The organism is Koromonas soli, assembly GCF_059726265.1.
Map to the genome: position 1 here is coordinate 3,196,241 of NZ_AP040872.1, position 16,910 is coordinate 3,213,150.

Sequence of the window (16,910 nt, forward strand, 5' to 3'; positions counted from 1 at the left end):
CCTGCTCCATTGCTCAGTCAGGAATGGCTCGTGTCTAAGTTCTTATAAGAGGTCTGCATGGGTATTCGGCAAGAGTTGCAAGGATTCCTAAAGCTGCGCTTCGTGCAACTGGCTGCGCTTGTCGCGCTAATTGCTATCGTCGGCGGGTTCAGCATGAGTTTGAAATACTCCATTCTCGACCTCGATGTGTGGTGGCACTTGTCCGTTGGTCAATGGATACTGAAGAGCCATGCCGTACCTCATACCGGCATTCTTTCGCGCACGGGAATAGCGCGTCCATGGATGGCATATAGCTGGGGGTACGAAGTTCTATTAGCAAAGTTTTACGAAGCTCTTGGAATTGTCGGCGTCGGAATATATGGAACGCTGTTGACCATACTCGTTACTGTAGCGATGTTCTTCGGTATACTGCGCGTCTCCGGCCGATTCTGGCTCTCATTGATACTCTCTTCCGCAGCGTCCTACTCATTTCTTTTCTCGATCATGCCTCGGCCTGTTTTCATCAGCATGGCGCTGTTCAGCGTTCTTTTAACGTTACTGTTTGAAGCCCAGCGAACAGGAAACAGCAGGTTGCTATGGTGGCTTCCCGCCCTTTTCTTCATTTGGGCGAACGCACACATTCAGTTCGTATATGGTCTTTTTGCTTTGGGGGTGTACGTTTCGGTTCACTTGCTTCGGGGCAGACTGCCAGAGGCCTGGGCGCAGCGAACGTCTGAGGTGCGAGAGACACCCGCAAAATTGCTGATATCGATCCTGCTCGCCTCCTTCACATCGACTCTCATTGGCCCATATTCGTTCCACGTTTACGAGGTTGTCCTCGGCTACGCGAAGGCCAAATCGACTTATTCGTTGATCCTGGAGCTACTCCCCCTTAATTTCCAGTTTCCTCAGCACTATGCGGAATTGCTCATCGGGGCTGCGGGCTTCTTTGCCATCGGTTGGCGCCGGCGAATCGATCTATTTGGGGCCCTTCTACTCACGGCTGCCTCGGTTGTAGCATTTCGCACCACCAGAGATGCATGGTTTCTGTGCATTGTCTCTGTTTTTGTTATTGCGAACAGCTTCCCTGCCGCGAGGAAAGCAATCGATCTCCGTCACCTTACACTTGAGTTTGGAACCGTCCTGGTCACCTCCAGCCTTCTGTTGATGTTGCTCGCTAGGAATACGGACTTTAACGAAAATGGCCTGGCTAATGTCATTCGCGAGCAGTTCCCCGCAAATGCGGCTGATTTCATTCGCGATAAAGGACTACAGGGGCCAATATTCAACAGCTTCGACTTCGGAGGCTTCTTAACCTGGTATATGCCGCAACTGCCGGTCAGCGTGGACGGGCGTAACGATCTGTACGGGGATGAGTTTGTCGCAAAAGAGATCCGTGTCGAGCACACCGACGATCCGTATCAGCAGGACTCCGTACTCCAAGGTTCGCGAATTGTTCTGGTAAAGAACGAAATGCCCCTGTCAGTACTTTTGGGGATGGATTCGAATTACCGCCTGCTATATCGGGATGAAATTGCGTCGGTTTACGCCCACAGCGTTAGCACTCCCTTTTAGAAACATCAAGCGCGTAGCTTGAGGGCTAACTCCAACATCAGTTTCGCAAGAGCACAATCGCATCCTCATCCTGGTATGCGACGCTGAAGAATGGCTTTAGTTTGGGCAGTGTGGTCAAGGCGATTGCCAGCGCTGAGTTCTTCGGTATCAAAATTGTTTGCGCCGCGCTAAAGCTCGGGTTGTTCTCCAGCCTTCCCTTACCGTTTACGACTTGGAAGTACTGATCTGTGAGTTCGTTTCCATAAAGCCCGATGCGGCCATCTATGGCCGTCGGGTACTGCGGCAAGTACCAAGTCAAGAAACCTCCCCACTCGTAGGTGTTGAACATCGGGCCGGGCAGGCTCGCGCTGCGAACGTAATTACACGCAGCTACTGGCAGGTGAGGTGCGTATCTACGCAGTATCTGTTCGTCTTGTGGAAGCCACTGAGCAGTTAGGAGGATTGTAAATATCCCGGCAAGTGCCGTGGCTGTCACTTGCTTCAGGTGACTTGCCCCTAGCTCGTGCCATTCTTGCTCGGGCGCAAACGCGACAGGGGAGAGGATTGCGATGCAGACGGATACCAGGCACCAACTTTCGCGCTGGATACGGAATGCCAACCCCATTGAGACGATGAGGAGCAAATACTGGAACAGAGACCGCTCGCGACGGTACCCAAGAACAGCCCAGCACAACGTGGCGAGCAGCAATATCAGGTAGTCTTCTACCCCCCTGAATTGCAGAGCCTTCATAGTGGCGAAGTGGTCAAACAATGTCTTGCTGTATAGATCTGCAAACGCCGCTTGCCACAAGTGATATGTGCCCGGTGTGACAAGTGTTGCGACAAAGCACAACAGCGCGGCCACTATCGAAGAACGCCCCATCGATGCCTCATGCTTCGACGATTGCCCCGCGGTGATTAATTCAAGCACGATGCAAACTGCCGAGAGAGCGACGACGGATAGTCCGACCACTACTTCTGGCCCGATGTTGGCCCACACAAGGAATGAAAGTGGCAGTAACCAGATTCCACGTCGGTCCATAGCACCACGATTTTTCAGAAGTAAGAGGACCCACATGAAGATCGCGGCCGAGATGAGTTTATTCGGCTCGAGACCACCAACAATAAACTGTCCGCAACAAGACAGTATGCTGGCTGTCCAGAATCGTTTCACCCCGCCTGCCAGCGTGAACGCGGCGATAGCGAACAATATCCTGGCTACCCCGTCAATGATCACAAAGGATTTCAGGCCAGCAAGCTTGTACGCGAGTGCCAGTATTGCCTGGAACCCCCAACTTACGTCTACCCACGGTGACGACGAGTACTGCGAGAATAACCCCGTTCGCGGCACCACATGATTCTGCAGGATCCAAGTTCCCGCCCGCAGGTGTAACCATATCTCCGATTGCACGAACACCGTATGCTTCGAAATGCCCAAAACTGCCGCACCCGTAAACACGAGATACAGCACTGCGTAGTTCCACAGCGAACGTGGCGACCTTCCTCTCGCTTCAGGCTCAGCGGTTGTCGAAGTCGCAGGTGAGTGAGCTGCGCTATTGGCTGCTTCTTGGAGGGAACTAGTGGGATCCGTTGTGGTCATGATTATGGCACGTCAGGGTACAACTCTGGTTCGTTGAATCGTACGTAATTGCATTGCCGCTGTAGGAAGCTACGACATTGGTATCGAAGTTTACGAGGCTCGATTTCCCCGCCTGGGGGCTTCCGTGTGCTGTGTGACACACCGAGCACGAGAACCCGTCCACGTTCACGTGTCTTGCGTGTTGCTGGAAGCTTCCAACGGCATTGGAAACGACATTATTCAGATCGTGGCACTTGGCGCAAAGTGCATAAGGGCTCGAACACCCTGACGAACTACAGTCCGCCCCAAGGTTCGGATAAGGCTTCAGATTCTGAATTGCGGTACCAGCACTCGCCCCCGAAGCCACTTGGCTTGCCACGTACTGGCGTTCCAGAATGTGGTCGTACTGTGAACCATGAGGTCCGTTTGGCCCTGTTCCGCCAAACTCGCGATTATCGTCCGAGTTATGACAATCGGTGCAGTAGATCTGCGTTCCCATTGCACGTACTTGCGTTTTGCCATCAAGTCCGAGCATTGAACTCAATAGGCTCGGTTGTGGCAACGCACTTGAGCGCTGATGGAATACCGGGTGACTTGAAGCAGCCGTGCTGGTGAACTGCGGTATTAGGTTGAACGGGTCTGCGGCAACCGTGTACAACCGATTCGGAAAATACCCAAAAGCTGATGCCGTCGGCTTGCCAGAACTCGTCCCATGGCAGCGCAAGCAGTTCTCATACTGGTTCACCGCCGGATTGACTACGGTGACTCCGTCACTTGCGCTTACACCGACCACTTGAGCTTGGGTGATCCGGATCGTGGGTGCAGTTTGATAACTATTTGTTATCTGAAGAGAGCCATGCGGATTGTGGCAATCAACACACGTGGCGTGGCGATTGTTCGCGGGCAACACGGCGCTTTCCGCAGCATCGTGCGTGTTGCTCCCCTGCGGGAAAGGATGGCTCATCGCTTGACCCTGAACACCCTTTTTCGCAAACTCTGCATAGATATTCGGTATTGCGGGCGAGATGTTTGAACCGCCATTGTGACAGGTCATGCAGTTCTGCGTCGCAGTATCCATCCCAGCCACTGCCGGTACGGGTGTACGCAGAAGTCCCGGGCCGGATCCGGCATTGTGAGACAGGTGACAGGAGCTGCACGCATTAGCCGCAATCGTCGAATACGAACCCACATTGCTACTCGCAATCGCGTTCCCCGCCGTAGCGTGAATGCTCGTTGACCATTGAGCCAGCGAATTGCTCGCACCATTTACGGTCCGGGCATTAGGTTCATGACAAGAAAGGCAGAGCTGGCCTGATGACGAGTCACGAACAAGGAAATTCTTTGCGTACTTATCGATGCCCTCTACATGCGGATTGTGACAACTCGTGCACTCCACATTGCCGTTTATGAGTTGCACCTGATGCTGAGCGTCTGCCGTGGTTCCGGACTGAGAAAGGCTGGGGACCAAGTCGGCGGAATCGACCAACCCATTTGTAATTTGCATGCTGAACGGGTGCGAGGACTGCAACGAGTTTACAAACACGTCCGCCGTCTTCATTGATCCAGTCATGGTCGTGCTGCCATAAGGCACGCTCTGCCCCGGAGCAACCGTTCCATCATGACAACTAAGGCAGAGATTACTCGGACCACCCACCATTGGCTGAACGGTCGTGTTCGCCATGGTTTTGCTGAAATCCTTGTTATATAGCGAGTAGTCCTGCTTCTGAGAAAGCGTCTGTGACCAGAGAGGAGTGTTCTTAACACCAACACCTGAGTGCGGAGCGTGACAGAACAGGCACGCATCACGTGTGCCTTTAATTGGCGAAGTTCCGTTTTGCGACAGGTTGTGTGAGCCAAGAACATCGGTGCTCGTTGTCGATTGCGCAGCCACAAACACTGAGCCCAAACTTAAAACAAATACCAGGAAGGCTGCCTTCATCGTTGCCCCCCGGTTGGCAACCCATAATATCGAAATTCCTGCACCCTTCGGTTGTATGAGTCGACTACATAGACGCGGTCGTCACGATCAATAAACAGGCCTGTAGGCAATTGGAACTTACCCAGGACATTCCCTTTTCCGCCGAAATAGTAGAGCAGTTGTCCCTCAGCGTTAAACACTTGAACGATTGCCAACAGCGAATCGACGACGTATAGATGCCCCTCGGAGTCAAACCCGATAGCTTTCGGGCGAAGCATACTTCCGGCGCTGTCGCCCAGCTCCCCGATTGTCGATTTGAACTGGCCAGCTTTCGTAAAGTTCTCAATCCTAAAGTTCATTGCGTCGACGACTGAGACCGTATCTGACGAAATTGCGACCTCAGTAGGGAAGTTGAATTGCGCATCATCGGCGCCGGCTGCGCCGAAGCTTTGCAATACCGTACCCTGAATATCCAGAACAAACACCTTGTTACGCAACGTATCGGTTATGTAAATGCGCTGATCGGACTTGTCGATCACGATCCCGGTGGGGCGTTTGAAAAAACCTTCGCCGCCCTTCAAACTGCCGATAACTCGACGAAACTTCCCTTCTGAGTTATAGACAAAGACTTTTCCCGTCTGCGAATCCGTCACATAGATATTGTCGGCAGCATCGAGAGCGACACATTGAGGTGCAAGCATCGCGTCTTTGTCTTTATCCGCACGTTCCATAAACTTGTACTTACGCTTCCCGAAGTCGAAGATGTGAACACCCTTTGCTCCGGGATCAGTCACGATTACCCTGCCGTGCGAGTCAACAGCAATACTATAAGGACGGACCATCCTCTTGTAGTCCGGGTCACCGGCTACGAAGTTGATTACTTTTGTCCAAAAGCCAGGTTTCCCGAGCACCTCTTTTTCCGACTGGAAGCTGTGTTCAAACACTAGCTTCCGACCGCCCTCAAGCAGCAAATCCGGAGGGAAAGTTACCTTTGATGGCGCAGCTTTGCGACTTGCAGCCGAGACTGGCGCGACAAGAGCGCAGGCAAGGGCCAAAACAAACATGGCCCGGAGCCCACTCCTCGCGCACGACAGCCTCAGAACAAGTTGAACCATCTGGAGATACCGATGTAATAGGATGTTACCATGTTCTGCGGATCGTTCGTCTGAACAACTTGCTGCCAGAAGCGCGTATAGCCAGCATCAATATACAGCTTCCGCAAGTGGTAACGGGCAAGAACGTTCGCAGCGGAACTGCCCGTGAGGTAATTCGCCGAGCTCGTCGTTGTGGCCCCGTTCGACCTCGAGAATGACGCTGTAATGCTAAGCTTCCTTAGGGGTGATGCCGTTCCACTCACGCTGTAGGATTTCCCATTGTAAGTCACCACATTGTTAGTCGGAAGCAAGTTGACCGGCAATGGGTTCTCAAGGCTCACGATTCCTGTCGCTGTATAAATCGACGTGCCATCGGAATTCGAATAGGACCCGCCTATGCTGTATCCGCGATAGCTCAGAGTGCCAAAGTACTGCTCCAAGTGACTCGAAGTTCCAGAGATCCTTTGGAATCCAGTGTGGCTACCGGAAAAGCCTCCATTCAAATACATTCGTCGACCAAACTTCTTTGTCAACGATGCGTTGTACGACATTGAAGAAGTTGTGTAGAGCACGAGTAGTGTCTGCACATTCTGGGCGTAGCTAAAACTGCTCGAAACCTGCCACCCTTTAATCTTGCGCCCGAAGTTCACATTCCCATACAAGGATGCGCCGGTATTTCCATCTTGTGTGGCGTTGTCGTAGAGGCCGCCATTGAAAGACAGCGAACCGAAGATCGGACGACTGTAATTGAAGTTAGCGTTACCTCCGTAACGAGTAACGCCATAGGTCTTCCCCGCGATCGATTGTTCCTGATGAATGACGTTGCCAGAAACACCAAGGTTCGAGAATACCTGGTAGTAAACGGAGGAATCCAGACGATAGGCATCGCTGCCGTAATTGGTGAGCGCGGCCGTCGTTCCCGTTGAATTTATGATCGCCTGTTCAAGCGAGCCAGATAAATTGGTGTTGTAATCGCCGCCCGCCGTAATCGCCAGCCTTGATAACGGATGTATAGACCAGTTCCCAGTAACAGAAGTATTCTTTCCGCTCGATTTTCCGAGCCCCTCGTTATAGTCGGAAGAATAGGAACTGTGCGTGAAGCTGAGGCCATAACCACCGGATAAGGGGAAACTATGGGACAAGTTGAAGTTGTATGCTCCCGACTCGGATCTAGACCTCTCCACTGTGGTCTCGTTGGAAAGAAACTGCGGAAGCTCCGAATTCGATAACTGCCGGATATACCCACCATTCATCGAGAACCCTGCAAACCAATAACTCGATTGTATTTGCAGGTTTTTTGAGTCGACCTTGTCATCGCCGCCGCCCCCCAGAACCGAACTGGAAGACTTGAAGTCCTGAAAGTTCACATTGATTGGTGGAAGGTTCGCGGGTCGGTAGGCCCAACCTATGCCGTACTGCGTGGTGTCTCCTCGCGTCGTCAATCCGTTCAAGCCCGGAATCCCAAACTGACCAGTACTATCGTGACCTTTTCCGTAACTGAAGCTCAGAGGCATACTGCTTCCGTTGAAGAGGTTCACACCACTATTGATTCCGCTGCTATTGCTGATGGACTGAAAGGTGGAATTAGCCTGAGATCGGTTGTAATAAGGCTGAACGTTGAAGTTCAGAAAATTCGGGTTGTAATAGGAGCCCCGGATCTGGCCGTTTCCACCCAGCGCCAATCCATGGGACGAATTGCCACTATTACCGAAACTGCTGTCGTACCCAGTCGAAAGAGTTCCCTCGGCGTTCATAGCCACGCTCTCGCCAACCTTTATTTGAGCGTATAAAGCCTGCGAAATGACCAGAAGCATTGCTGCTAGCCATTTCTTGGCTATGAACCACTTGGTGTGGGTACACATTACTTAACCAGCCCTTTACAGTACTTCGACCTTCGCCGTCTTCCGCAATTTCTTATTTAACTCGGCTCTGAGTTTGTCGTACTTAGCTTTTTGCATGTCCGTGCGGATCTTGTCTTTCACCTCAGACAGCGGAGTGCGGCCAGCGGGTTTGTGCCCATTAAGGCGGAAAATTGTGTACGCAGTACCGATCTTAATAAGATCGCTCACATCTCCTGGCTTCATCTGCCTCGCCGCCTTGAGAACGTCAGGAGGAAGCTCTGCAGCCGTAATTCCCTTGTGTTCACCGCGCTTGAAGTGATAGTCGTCGTCGGAATATTTCTCGGCGGCTCGCCCGAACTCTTCGAATGTCTTGCACGCCTTTGCTGCTTTAAAGGCCTCTTCAGCGCGACGCTTAGCCTCCCGCTGAATGTCAGCGCCTGAATTCTGAGGAGGAATGATAGAGATCGTCTGAATGTTGAACTCTTCCGGATGATCGAACTTCGTTAGGTTCTGCTCGTAGTAGTTCTTAGCATCCTGTTCGGTCGACTTTGCGCGGTCTGCGACTTCGGCTTTAACTAGTTCCTCTATCAGCAATGAACGGCGAATCTTCTTCCGCAGTACTTGTGTCGAGTTATTGCATTCCAGTTGCAGATAGTTCTGATAGTCGTTGCGAGTAGCGAACTGTTTCAGGAACCGTTCCTCAGCGGACTTCACCCGCGATTCGGGAACCGCAATCTTTCGGCGTTGCGCTTCCTGGTACACGAGTTCATCGAAGATGATCATGTCCATCGCGCCACGGCGCATCTCGGGCTCCATGCTCTTCGGAATCCCGTTGTGCACCTGTGCATACGGAAAGATCGTGTAGATCTCGTGCGTCAGATCGCGGTCGGTGAGAACAACACCGTTGACACGCGCTACAGGCTGTCCAACTGGCTGCAACAGTGACCCAGACACCTTGTCCCCAGCGGGTGCGGGCTGTACATGCTTCATTGCGGCACTGGAGGCGTGGGACGAAACTAATTGAGCCTGTGCGGCGCTTGCCAAAATACCAACCCCGGCCACGATCGTGAGTACATACTTCATATTTTCACCTTAAGCCAAAAAAGGGGGGAGAGAAAACTACCCCTCCCCCGAACAGCAGAACAATTAGAACGCGGTCCCAACGCTGTTGACTCCGAACGTCTCGTTCGCTTCGCCGATGTGGCACTGGCGGCAGAACTGGGTCGTGGAGGCAGCCTTCGTCGGATCAGTATTCCCGGCGCCCGGATTGTAGGGGCCGTTCACGAAGAAGTACGTCGGGTAGGTTCCCTGGGCAATACCAGAGCCCGCGAACTTACCGTTGACGCCTTTGTAGACATACATCACGTGCTGGTTGTGGCAGGTGGTGCAGGTCATGAAGGCCTTGGTCGGATCGGTCACGCCATCAGGCAGTGCAACGCCATAGCTCCAGGACGTGCCGGCGATGGCCGGGAATCCATAATTGGCATTGAACGCCACGGCCGCAGCCGAGTTCGGGGCGATGCTGGCGATTGCGCCATTCGTCACGGTAACCGTCAACGGGGTCGTGCTGGCGTTGGAGGTCACGATGCGGACTGCGCCCAAGGTAGCCTTCTGCCCCACCGGGTGATCGTTGCCGTATCCGGCAGCGCTGTCAGCTCCGAGAAGGGTGGGGATACCGTTTTTTCCGTAGATTCCGGTCGGAAGCAGATTGTTGCTCTGTTCCCAAGAGGTTCCGGCCATCATGGCACCCTTTGCGGCAACGCCGTCGTGGCAAGCCAAGCACATCGCGATTCCGCGCAGTTCCTCTGTGTCGGTGCTATACAGGGCCGCTGCGCCGGGCAGGGTCTCTGCATAGGACTCAGGCAGATTCAGGTTCAGCGTGTAAACCGGGGTCAGATCCTGGCCAAACAGAGCATTCGTGCCAGAGTACTGATCGTTGGTGGTAGTCGCGCCATTGATGGCATTTCCGCCGCCGCCAAGACCGCCGCTGTGAGGTGCGTGGCAACCCGCGCAACCACGGCCGCCGTTGTTGTGGGCACCCAGAACGTCCTTACCGGAAAGGCCCGACCCTTGGGTGTAAGTCTGAGCGAAACCGAAGCTTGCCATCGCCAGAACGCCGAGGAAAACAGATAACTTCTTCATAAAACCTCCTGATACTTCACTTACTTCAGTTTTTCTTCTCTTTACTTCTTCACTTTGATCACTCAGCAAGACATGACCAAACCTGTTGGCGCACTTACTGCTTCGGCGCCGAATCTTGCGGCGTGCTCGCCGTCGTCTCTTCCTTTGTAGTCGCAACCGCCTCGGCCTTCTGAGGGTTGCGTCGTGCCCCGTCCGCCTTCTTGCGCTTCTCTAATTCAGCCAGCGCCTCGGCGTCTGTGAAATATCGGAACATCTGCACACGAGCCGGGAATTGCTCAGTCGTGAAGATTCGGTTCTTCTTATCCACATAGACCATCGCCAGGTCAGTAAACTGCCCGGGCAGTCTCCCGTGACCACCCAACCACATCAGGATGTGCCCTTCTTTATCGAAGCACTGGATGCGATCCTGCTGCGCATCGGCGACCCACACATGCCCGTCAGCATCGATCGAGATGCCCTTGGGGCGCATGAAGGTTCCGGGCCCGTCTCCAGCTTTCCCGAATGTGCGGATGAAGTTTCCATCAGCATCGAACTCTTGCACGCGGTTATTCAGAGTATCTGTCACGTACACGTTGCCATCATCGTCCACCGCGACAGCGATAGGCTTGGCGAAACTGCCGGGATCCGACAAGGTGTGATTTTTGCCGGAGGTACCGATGCGGCGAAGCAATCGGTAAGAGTCCGCGTCGTACACCAAAATTTGGTCCTGCGCCGCGTCCGCAACGTACAAGAATCGGTTCTCAACGTCGAGCGCTATCCCGCCTGGATCATTCAACCCCTCTGAAATCGCAGCTTCAAACTGATGCTGTGGGCTGAACACATGAATCTTGTGGAAGTGACTATCCGCCACAAACAAGCGATCGTTATCGTCGATAACCAAGCCTGTTATGAATCCAAAGTGAGCCTGAGCGCCGTTCTTGATCATCGAGACGTCTTTTGTCTCGGTATTGAAGATAAACACGGCCCCTACACGACCATCGGCTACGTACAGCGCCCCCTTCGAGTCCACCCCCATGCCAAAGGGAGTCCACAGCGCAAACAGCGGCTTGTCGGCCTTTTTCTCCGCTTCCGTCTGCCCGCCGGCCATGCGATCCATCCAGGATGCGTGCTTCTGTTCTTTTGTCGGCGGCACATACTTCTCGCAGCAGAAGTAGTTTAGATACTTCACGCGAGTTACGGCTGGCGGGTTCGGCCACACGATCTTGGAGTAATCCAGATACTTGAGATACAAGGCCTGGGCCGACTCGGTCGTCTGATGAGTGCTGTCACCATCGCTCTTCTTCTTATTCTTTCCCGCCGCATCCATTCCTGATGGCAGCGCAAAAACCAGAAGGGTGGCCAGTACCAAAAGCGCCGCGCTCCGCGTCTTCTTCTGCGTATTGAAAACCGTCAACAACATCACATCTTCTCCAGCGATCACTGCTACTTGGTTCTTTTTCCGGTCGTGGAATCAGTTTCCGTTCCAGCGCCATGGGCTGCGGTGGTCTGAGCCCCAGAAAATCCTTTATGGCACCCCATGCAAAACTCCATGTCGTTAACTTTGTCCCCGACGAGCAGCGCGGGCTTCGCCGACGCGTGTGGTTGATGACAAGAAGAACAGTTGAGGGGCTTTGCGACCTTGGTTACATCCGACGGATCCATGATGTCGGACACCGGGTGCCGATCGATCGGGTGGCCATGGCCATACTTGATCGGCAGTATCGGAACCTTAGTGAAATAGTCCTCTGGCAGTTTCACTTTGCCGTCGAAGATCGCTACCAGGTGCTCACTCTCCAACTTCGCAGGCTTCGATTCGGGACCATGGCACTCAAGGCACAACGCATTCGGAGTAGCGGCCCTTAACAAGTGCAGGTTATTCCCGCCGTGCGGCTCATGGCACACGAAGCAACCCTGTTCGAATGCAGGCTGGTGCAGATGTGCCTTCTGATGCTGCGCGGCCTGATCAGCATGACATCCGAGGCACACGTTTACGGAATCGGGTCTCTGGAATCCGGGCGAGTTGCCTGCATGCGGATTATGACAATCAACGCATTCCCCAGCAGCTCCGGGGTGCTGCACTTTCGACTTTTCGATCTGCTCCGCTTTGTCTGAGTGACAGGTGCCGCACATCTCCTTGCTCGAGGCGGCCGTCAGCACAACCTTGCCATCTTTCGCTGGCTGATGGCAGGAATCGCATTGGCCACCGGAGAATGGAGCATGCGTGAACTTCGCCATCAACTTCTTCTGCGATGACTGGTGAGGATCATGGCAGGTCAAGCAATCAGCTTTCTCGATCGGTTGCCCCTGGTGCGCCTTTACAATGGCCGCGTCCTTAGGATCATGGCACCCGATACAGAGAGCTGGCGAGTCCTTGGCCAAATGGAAGTCAAACTCACGCTTTCCATTTTCGCCTGTCTTATGTGTGACATGACAGGTGTCACAGCCCATGTCGAGCGCCGCATGGCGGCTCCCATCCTTTGGTGTGTCCAACCCAATCCGATGGCAGCGGAGACAAAGATTTGAATTTTTGGAATCGCCACTCGCGGGTTTAAGCAACTGGTTCTTATTTTCAGCCACGTGCGGATCGTGGCACTTAACGCAATCGCGTACGGCCGGGGGGTGAACCTTCCCTTTTATATCAGCGGCCTTCTTGTCGGCGTGACAGGTAACACAAAGAGCAACGGTAGTTGTTGTAGTGAGCTTGACGCGGGTAGTTTCTTTGTTTACCCGAACCTCGTGACAACTCGTGCACCCCATCGCGATAGCGGAGTGAACTGCGGTGCCTTTGGTTTTGTCCTCATGGCATTGCGCACAAGTCGCGGGGTCCTGTTTCGGGTCGAGAGGAACTGGGTGCTTTCCCGCCCAAGCCTGCGTGCTTAACATCCCCGCCAACGTCACCATCAAGATGGACTGCCAGAACTTCTTCACAACTACCTCCGTGGAGAGTAGGTTGCAATTGCGTGTCCTTTCTCGATCTAGCGTGTAACCCGTGGCACAAGAATTGCAGTAATGCCATATTTATCAATTACTTAGTCGCCATTCACGCTAGACCAAACTGAGTGCGGGCCGGCGATGAGTCGATCGCCTGACCGTTGCGTTGCGGGATCTAACACATTTCGCCGAGGGCCTATTGGCGATTTCCCCCACCACCCTCATCGCACAATTCAACAGTAGGCAGGGAGGCCGGGAGTTAGTTTCGCGAGCGGACCTGCTGGCTTGCTGAGCTACCACAGGAAACCGCACGCATGAATGGATTGGCTACGAGGACCGGCCGCGTCCAGACCCAACTGCTTGGGTCATCCCAAACGGGATCGACGTCGGTGCTAACCAGGACGTCCGCACCTATCTCGCGACAAGCCTCATCCAGATTCAACCTACGTATAGCGTCCGGGGACTCAAAGAGCGCGCCCACATAGGGAACCGTGGCTTGGCATTGCCGGGAATCGCCTCCAAAAGCAGTGCCGCAATCGCGATCACCCGCTACTGCCTGCCATTTTGAGTACAAGCGCGTCAAAGTAACGTCATCTCGAAACGGATTGTACTGAACCTTCGCCCCAGGAGGAACCATAGTGCCTAATTGGTCAAATCCCTTTCGCACCCAAAACGCGCGTTGGCCAAAACCAGTCGCACCTAGAAACCGTTCGCTCCGCTTCAATCTACCCGAATCAGCCAAGGCTGGGTACGCCCGCAGCATCCCAACTTGCCAGAGCGTTCCTAACGATCCCACGACCAATCCGAACGCCAGAATGCCTTTTTTCCAGACCGCAGATTCATTCGTGCCCGGATTTTGCTGTGTGAAGAAGAGATCGTGCACAACCGGGGCAGCCCAAATCAGCATGACGAACTGACAGATCAGTATTCCCCTAAAGCCAAGATCGTTGGACCCTGTTGAATTCGATTGCAGGACGCTCATTGCCGCGATGCACACGGCGAACATCGTCCATATAAGTTTGCGCCCCCGGCTGAGTGTGCGGAATCCTGACTTATCCTCCCTGAATCGGAACACCACAATCGCGGCATACATCCCAAACTCAAAAATGTATAGCAGCACCATTGAGATAATCTTCACGAGCCCGACAAGGATGGGATTATTCAATCCGTTGCGCTGAAGGACTTGAGTCGCTGCTGGGTAGTCTCTAATCGCAAAGAATGCAAAGGTCAAGTTTGCGTCTGAACTCCCCCCACTAGCTCCTGTAGTTCGAAGGAGGTCCATAAGGTAAGGAGCGGAGACGACCAAAGCGAATAGGCCAATCACCAGATAGCTGAAGAACGTCTTAATCTCGTTCCGTACTAGGGCTAGAAAACTCCAGAGGAGGAAGAACAGCGCAAAGGCGAAGGTGACGTACACGGACAGTCCTGCTGCACTGCCTATAGCCAATGCACAAAATGAAACGAGCCATACTCTTTCCCGCAGCGGATTGCGCTCAGATATTGCCGACAGGAAAATTACACATACCATGCATGCGGTGAGAGCCGCCAGGTGATGTGGCACCCATAACATGGATCCAATCCACGATGTGACTTGGTTTGGATCCCACCATTCAAGGTCGCCTGGAAGACGTTTGATTTCAGCAGAAAAGATGGCGTAAGCGATCAGATCAAGCCCAGTTACTGCAAGGAGCGCGACGGCAACAATCGATTTTGTCCATAGGCGCTGGACCTCACCCAGAACGTACTTCATAAAAAGCGGGATAGTTGCTCCTAGCGCCGTTCCGCTCCAAAAAACACTTGCATTCAAACACGCCCGTGCAGTTAATCCAAACAGTTGGCGGGGCAATGAACAGATTACGTACCAATAGTAGTAATACCGGAGAACTGGGACCTTACCGATTCCGTAGAACGGATTGAGTGGAGGAACGCCAGTTCTTGAAGCTGCCTCAACGAATGGAACCCGTACCGTGTAATCGTATGTGACATAACTTAAATACAGTCTTTTGCCGATCTGCAGGTCAACCAGAGCAAACTGCACAACAAAGAACCAAGCAACCAGCATTCCCAACATCGTCCACGAGCTTCGCCGCACCTGGCGCAATGAAAACCCGTTCGAGTGAAGCTTCGGTAAAACTATCGCTGCGCTTGCAATCAGCAGCAGGAGATAAAGGGAGATCGTGAGGCGGTACGATGACACCCGAGTCAACAGCACCGCAATGATGGGCGTGGTTGCGATCGAGATTGCGACACTGAACAGAGCTTGCTCTGCGATCGAGCGTTTGCGAAATTCGAAAGCATTGCTTGCGAATCCTAATAAGTATCCTGAGGGCACAAAGAACAACAAGAAGGCCAATATGGCGAGCGTAGTTTGAAACGCATCAATCGCTGTGAAGTTCTGCATCTGAGCCTCTTGAGAACCTGTGTTTCGGGTCGTGTTTCAGGATAGCAAGACACACGCAATTCGGCGGGACAACTTTCGCGTGGATCACAATCCACAACGCGACGAATGTATAAACGGCGCCAAGAGCAACTCTGTCACGCGGTGATGAGTCTGGATCAACCTACCAACCGCTCATCCGTGCTGGTTGCAACTGCCACATTGGAGGTGCGGTGCCTCGGTGCGATGCGGGACTTTAGGTGCAGAATCGGCTTCTCAAAGTATTCGTAACTGATCGCGGAAACTACGAACGTTGTTGCAGCGAGCGTAATTAGATAGGCAATACTCAGCACTGTACCGCGATCCTCTAAGAGGCGCGGCAGAAGAAACACGCAAAAGGCTCCAATAATCGGCGCATGGTACACGTAGATTCCATAACTGTACTTTCCAAGGGTTGTGAGGAGACGCGAACAGAGCAACCTGCTCAAGACTGGGCTGTCAATTCCGCTGCAGGCTGAGAGCAACGTCACCGCTCCGAACCCAATTGCGATTAGGGAGTAGCCCGCTCCTTGGGTGAATAACTGCATCGCCTCTTCTGGCGTGTGGGAGAGATAGGAACCCCCGAAGATGACATTTAGTGCCCGCAGGGGGAAAAGCAATAGCCAAGAATAAACGAATAGAAACGAGCCGAGACACAGGAAAGCGGTCAGCGGAAGCCAACGCCGAACCTTGAACAAAGCTGCAGGCTTCCTTATTAAGCATGCACAAACGGCACCTATGAATAGTCCGTCCATCCGGGTTACAGTCGCCATGGCAATGGATTGGCTAGCACCCGAGTGGCTGATCCAAAGCAGCCGAGATAGAGTTGCAACAACTGTAAAGACTCCTGCGATATAAGGGACGATCCGCGTTCGCGATAGCCAAACCACCATGGGCCATAGAAGATAGAATTGCTCTTCCACGGCAAGTGACCAAAAGTGTCCAAGAAAGTTTGTGTAATTCGGCCCCCATTGCTGCTTCCATAAATCTGTCCAGTTTGTGAGGAAGCAGTAATAGAGCCAGCGGTCCTGCCGCAAGGGCAAGACAGAATCAACTATCTCAGAATTTAATAACTGCGAGCCCAAAATGACCGCAGACAGCACGCAATAATATAGTGGGAAAATGCGTAGGATCCGCCGTCCATAAAAGCCACTGAAATAGTTCTCGAACTCGCGCGTGTCGAGGAGTATCCCGGTAATCAGGAAGCCCGAAAGCACAAAGAATAGGTCTACACCGATCCAGAGCTGCTGTGAGTAGTTGCGCAGCAGCGTGCAAGGAATGTAGTTCTGGACGTGATGAACGAAGACGAGTGCTATTGCGATGCCACGCAGGCCGTCCAGCTCAGGTATGGCGTTTTGGGGTGTTCATAATGGGGGAACAAGGAGAGTAGCTGCTTCCGCTTTTGGTGTGCGGTGCTTTCGGCTTGAATTTTTTTGCACAGCCAGAGCAACTTCTGCACTCATTTTTGTACAGCAAA

11 protein-coding genes are annotated in these 16,910 nt (G+C 53.2%); 1 reads left to right on the forward strand and 10 read right to left on the reverse strand.

Translation table 11 applies throughout. The features are described from left to right. The first annotated feature begins 57 nt into the window (after positions 1 to 57). A complete protein-coding gene (locus tag AC6IY8_RS13920) occupies positions 58 to 1,554 on the forward strand; it encodes a hypothetical protein (RefSeq protein ID WP_497775127.1) in 1,497 nt (498 codons plus the stop codon). 37 nt (positions 1,555 to 1,591) lie between these two features. Here the strand turns inward: AC6IY8_RS13920 and AC6IY8_RS13925 are convergent, their stop codons facing one another. From AC6IY8_RS13925 to AC6IY8_RS13970, 10 genes are all read right to left on the reverse strand, one after another. After that, positions 1,592 to 2,575: a hypothetical protein gene (locus tag AC6IY8_RS13925; protein ID WP_497775128.1), complete on the reverse strand. Its 984-nt coding sequence runs from the start codon at positions 2,573 to 2,575 to the stop codon at positions 1,592 to 1,594. A 535-nt stretch (positions 2,576 to 3,110) separates the two neighbouring features. Continuing rightward, entirely contained in the window at positions 3,111 to 5,051 is a 1,941-nt protein-coding gene (locus tag AC6IY8_RS13930; RefSeq protein WP_497775129.1) for a cytochrome c3 family protein, read from the reverse strand. Then, positions 5,048 to 6,094, reverse strand: coding sequence for a 6-bladed beta-propeller (locus AC6IY8_RS13935; protein WP_497775130.1), 1,047 nt, complete (start codon positions 6,092 to 6,094; stop codon positions 5,048 to 5,050). Before AC6IY8_RS13935 ends, AC6IY8_RS13930 begins: the two co-directional genes overlap by 4 nt. Positions 6,095 to 6,126: 32 nt before the next feature. Further along, a complete protein-coding gene (locus AC6IY8_RS13940; RefSeq protein WP_497775131.1) occupies positions 6,127 to 7,938 on the reverse strand; it encodes a hypothetical protein in 1,812 nt (603 codons plus the stop codon). A gap of 63 nt (positions 7,939 to 8,001) precedes the next feature. Continuing rightward, the gene (locus AC6IY8_RS13945) at positions 8,002 to 8,955 is read right to left on the reverse strand and encodes a peptidylprolyl isomerase (RefSeq protein WP_497775132.1); all 954 of its coding nucleotides are present in this window, start codon (positions 8,953 to 8,955) and stop codon (positions 8,002 to 8,004) included. A 156-nt stretch (positions 8,956 to 9,111) separates the two neighbouring features. After that, positions 9,112 to 10,107 carry a hypothetical protein gene (locus AC6IY8_RS13950; RefSeq protein ID WP_497775133.1) on the reverse strand — a complete coding sequence of 332 codons (996 nt, stop codon included), beginning with the start codon at positions 10,105 to 10,107 and terminating at the stop codon, positions 9,112 to 9,114. Positions 10,108 to 10,201: 94 nt separating this feature from the next. Further along, the gene (locus AC6IY8_RS13955) at positions 10,202 to 11,506 is read right to left on the reverse strand and encodes a 6-bladed beta-propeller (protein ID WP_497775134.1); all 1,305 of its coding nucleotides are present in this window, start codon (positions 11,504 to 11,506) and stop codon (positions 10,202 to 10,204) included. 23 nt (positions 11,507 to 11,529) lie between these two features. Then, positions 11,530 to 13,014 carry a cytochrome c3 family protein gene (locus AC6IY8_RS13960; RefSeq protein ID WP_497775135.1) on the reverse strand — a complete coding sequence of 495 codons (1,485 nt, stop codon included), beginning with the start codon at positions 13,012 to 13,014 and terminating at the stop codon, positions 11,530 to 11,532. 262 nt (positions 13,015 to 13,276) lie between these two features. After that, a complete protein-coding gene (locus AC6IY8_RS13965) occupies positions 13,277 to 15,418 on the reverse strand; it encodes a hypothetical protein (protein WP_497775136.1) in 2,142 nt (713 codons plus the stop codon). Positions 15,419 to 15,573: 155 nt separating this feature from the next. After that, the gene (locus AC6IY8_RS13970; protein ID WP_497778635.1) at positions 15,574 to 16,782 is read right to left on the reverse strand and encodes an acyltransferase family protein; all 1,209 of its coding nucleotides are present in this window, start codon (positions 16,780 to 16,782) and stop codon (positions 15,574 to 15,576) included. Positions 16,783 to 16,910: the final 128 nt, after the last annotated feature.

Coding starts and splice junctions, on each gene's coding strand:
- AC6IY8_RS13920 (WP_497775127.1), top strand. CDS start 58: ATGGGTATTCGGCAAGAGTTGCAAGGATTCCTAAAGCTGCGCTTCGTG.
- AC6IY8_RS13925 (WP_497775128.1), bottom strand. CDS start 2,575: ATGGACCGACGTGGAATCTGGTTACTGCCACTTTCATTCCTTGTGTGG.
- AC6IY8_RS13930 (WP_497775129.1), bottom strand. CDS start 5,051: ATGAAGGCAGCCTTCCTGGTATTTGTTTTAAGTTTGGGCTCAGTGTTT.
- AC6IY8_RS13935 (WP_497775130.1), bottom strand. CDS start 6,094: ATGTTTGTTTTGGCCCTTGCCTGCGCTCTTGTCGCGCCAGTCTCGGCT.
- AC6IY8_RS13940 (WP_497775131.1), bottom strand. CDS start 7,938: ATGCTTCTGGTCATTTCGCAGGCTTTATACGCTCAAATAAAGGTTGGC.
- AC6IY8_RS13945 (WP_497775132.1), bottom strand. CDS start 8,955: ATGAAGCATGTACAGCCCGCACCCGCTGGGGACAAGGTGTCTGGGTCA.
- AC6IY8_RS13950 (WP_497775133.1), bottom strand. CDS start 10,107: ATGAAGAAGTTATCTGTTTTCCTCGGCGTTCTGGCGATGGCAAGCTTC.
- AC6IY8_RS13955 (WP_497775134.1), bottom strand. CDS start 11,506: ATGTTGTTGACGGTTTTCAATACGCAGAAGAAGACGCGGAGCGCGGCG.
- AC6IY8_RS13965 (WP_497775136.1), bottom strand. CDS start 15,418: ATGCAGAACTTCACAGCGATTGATGCGTTTCAAACTACGCTCGCCATA.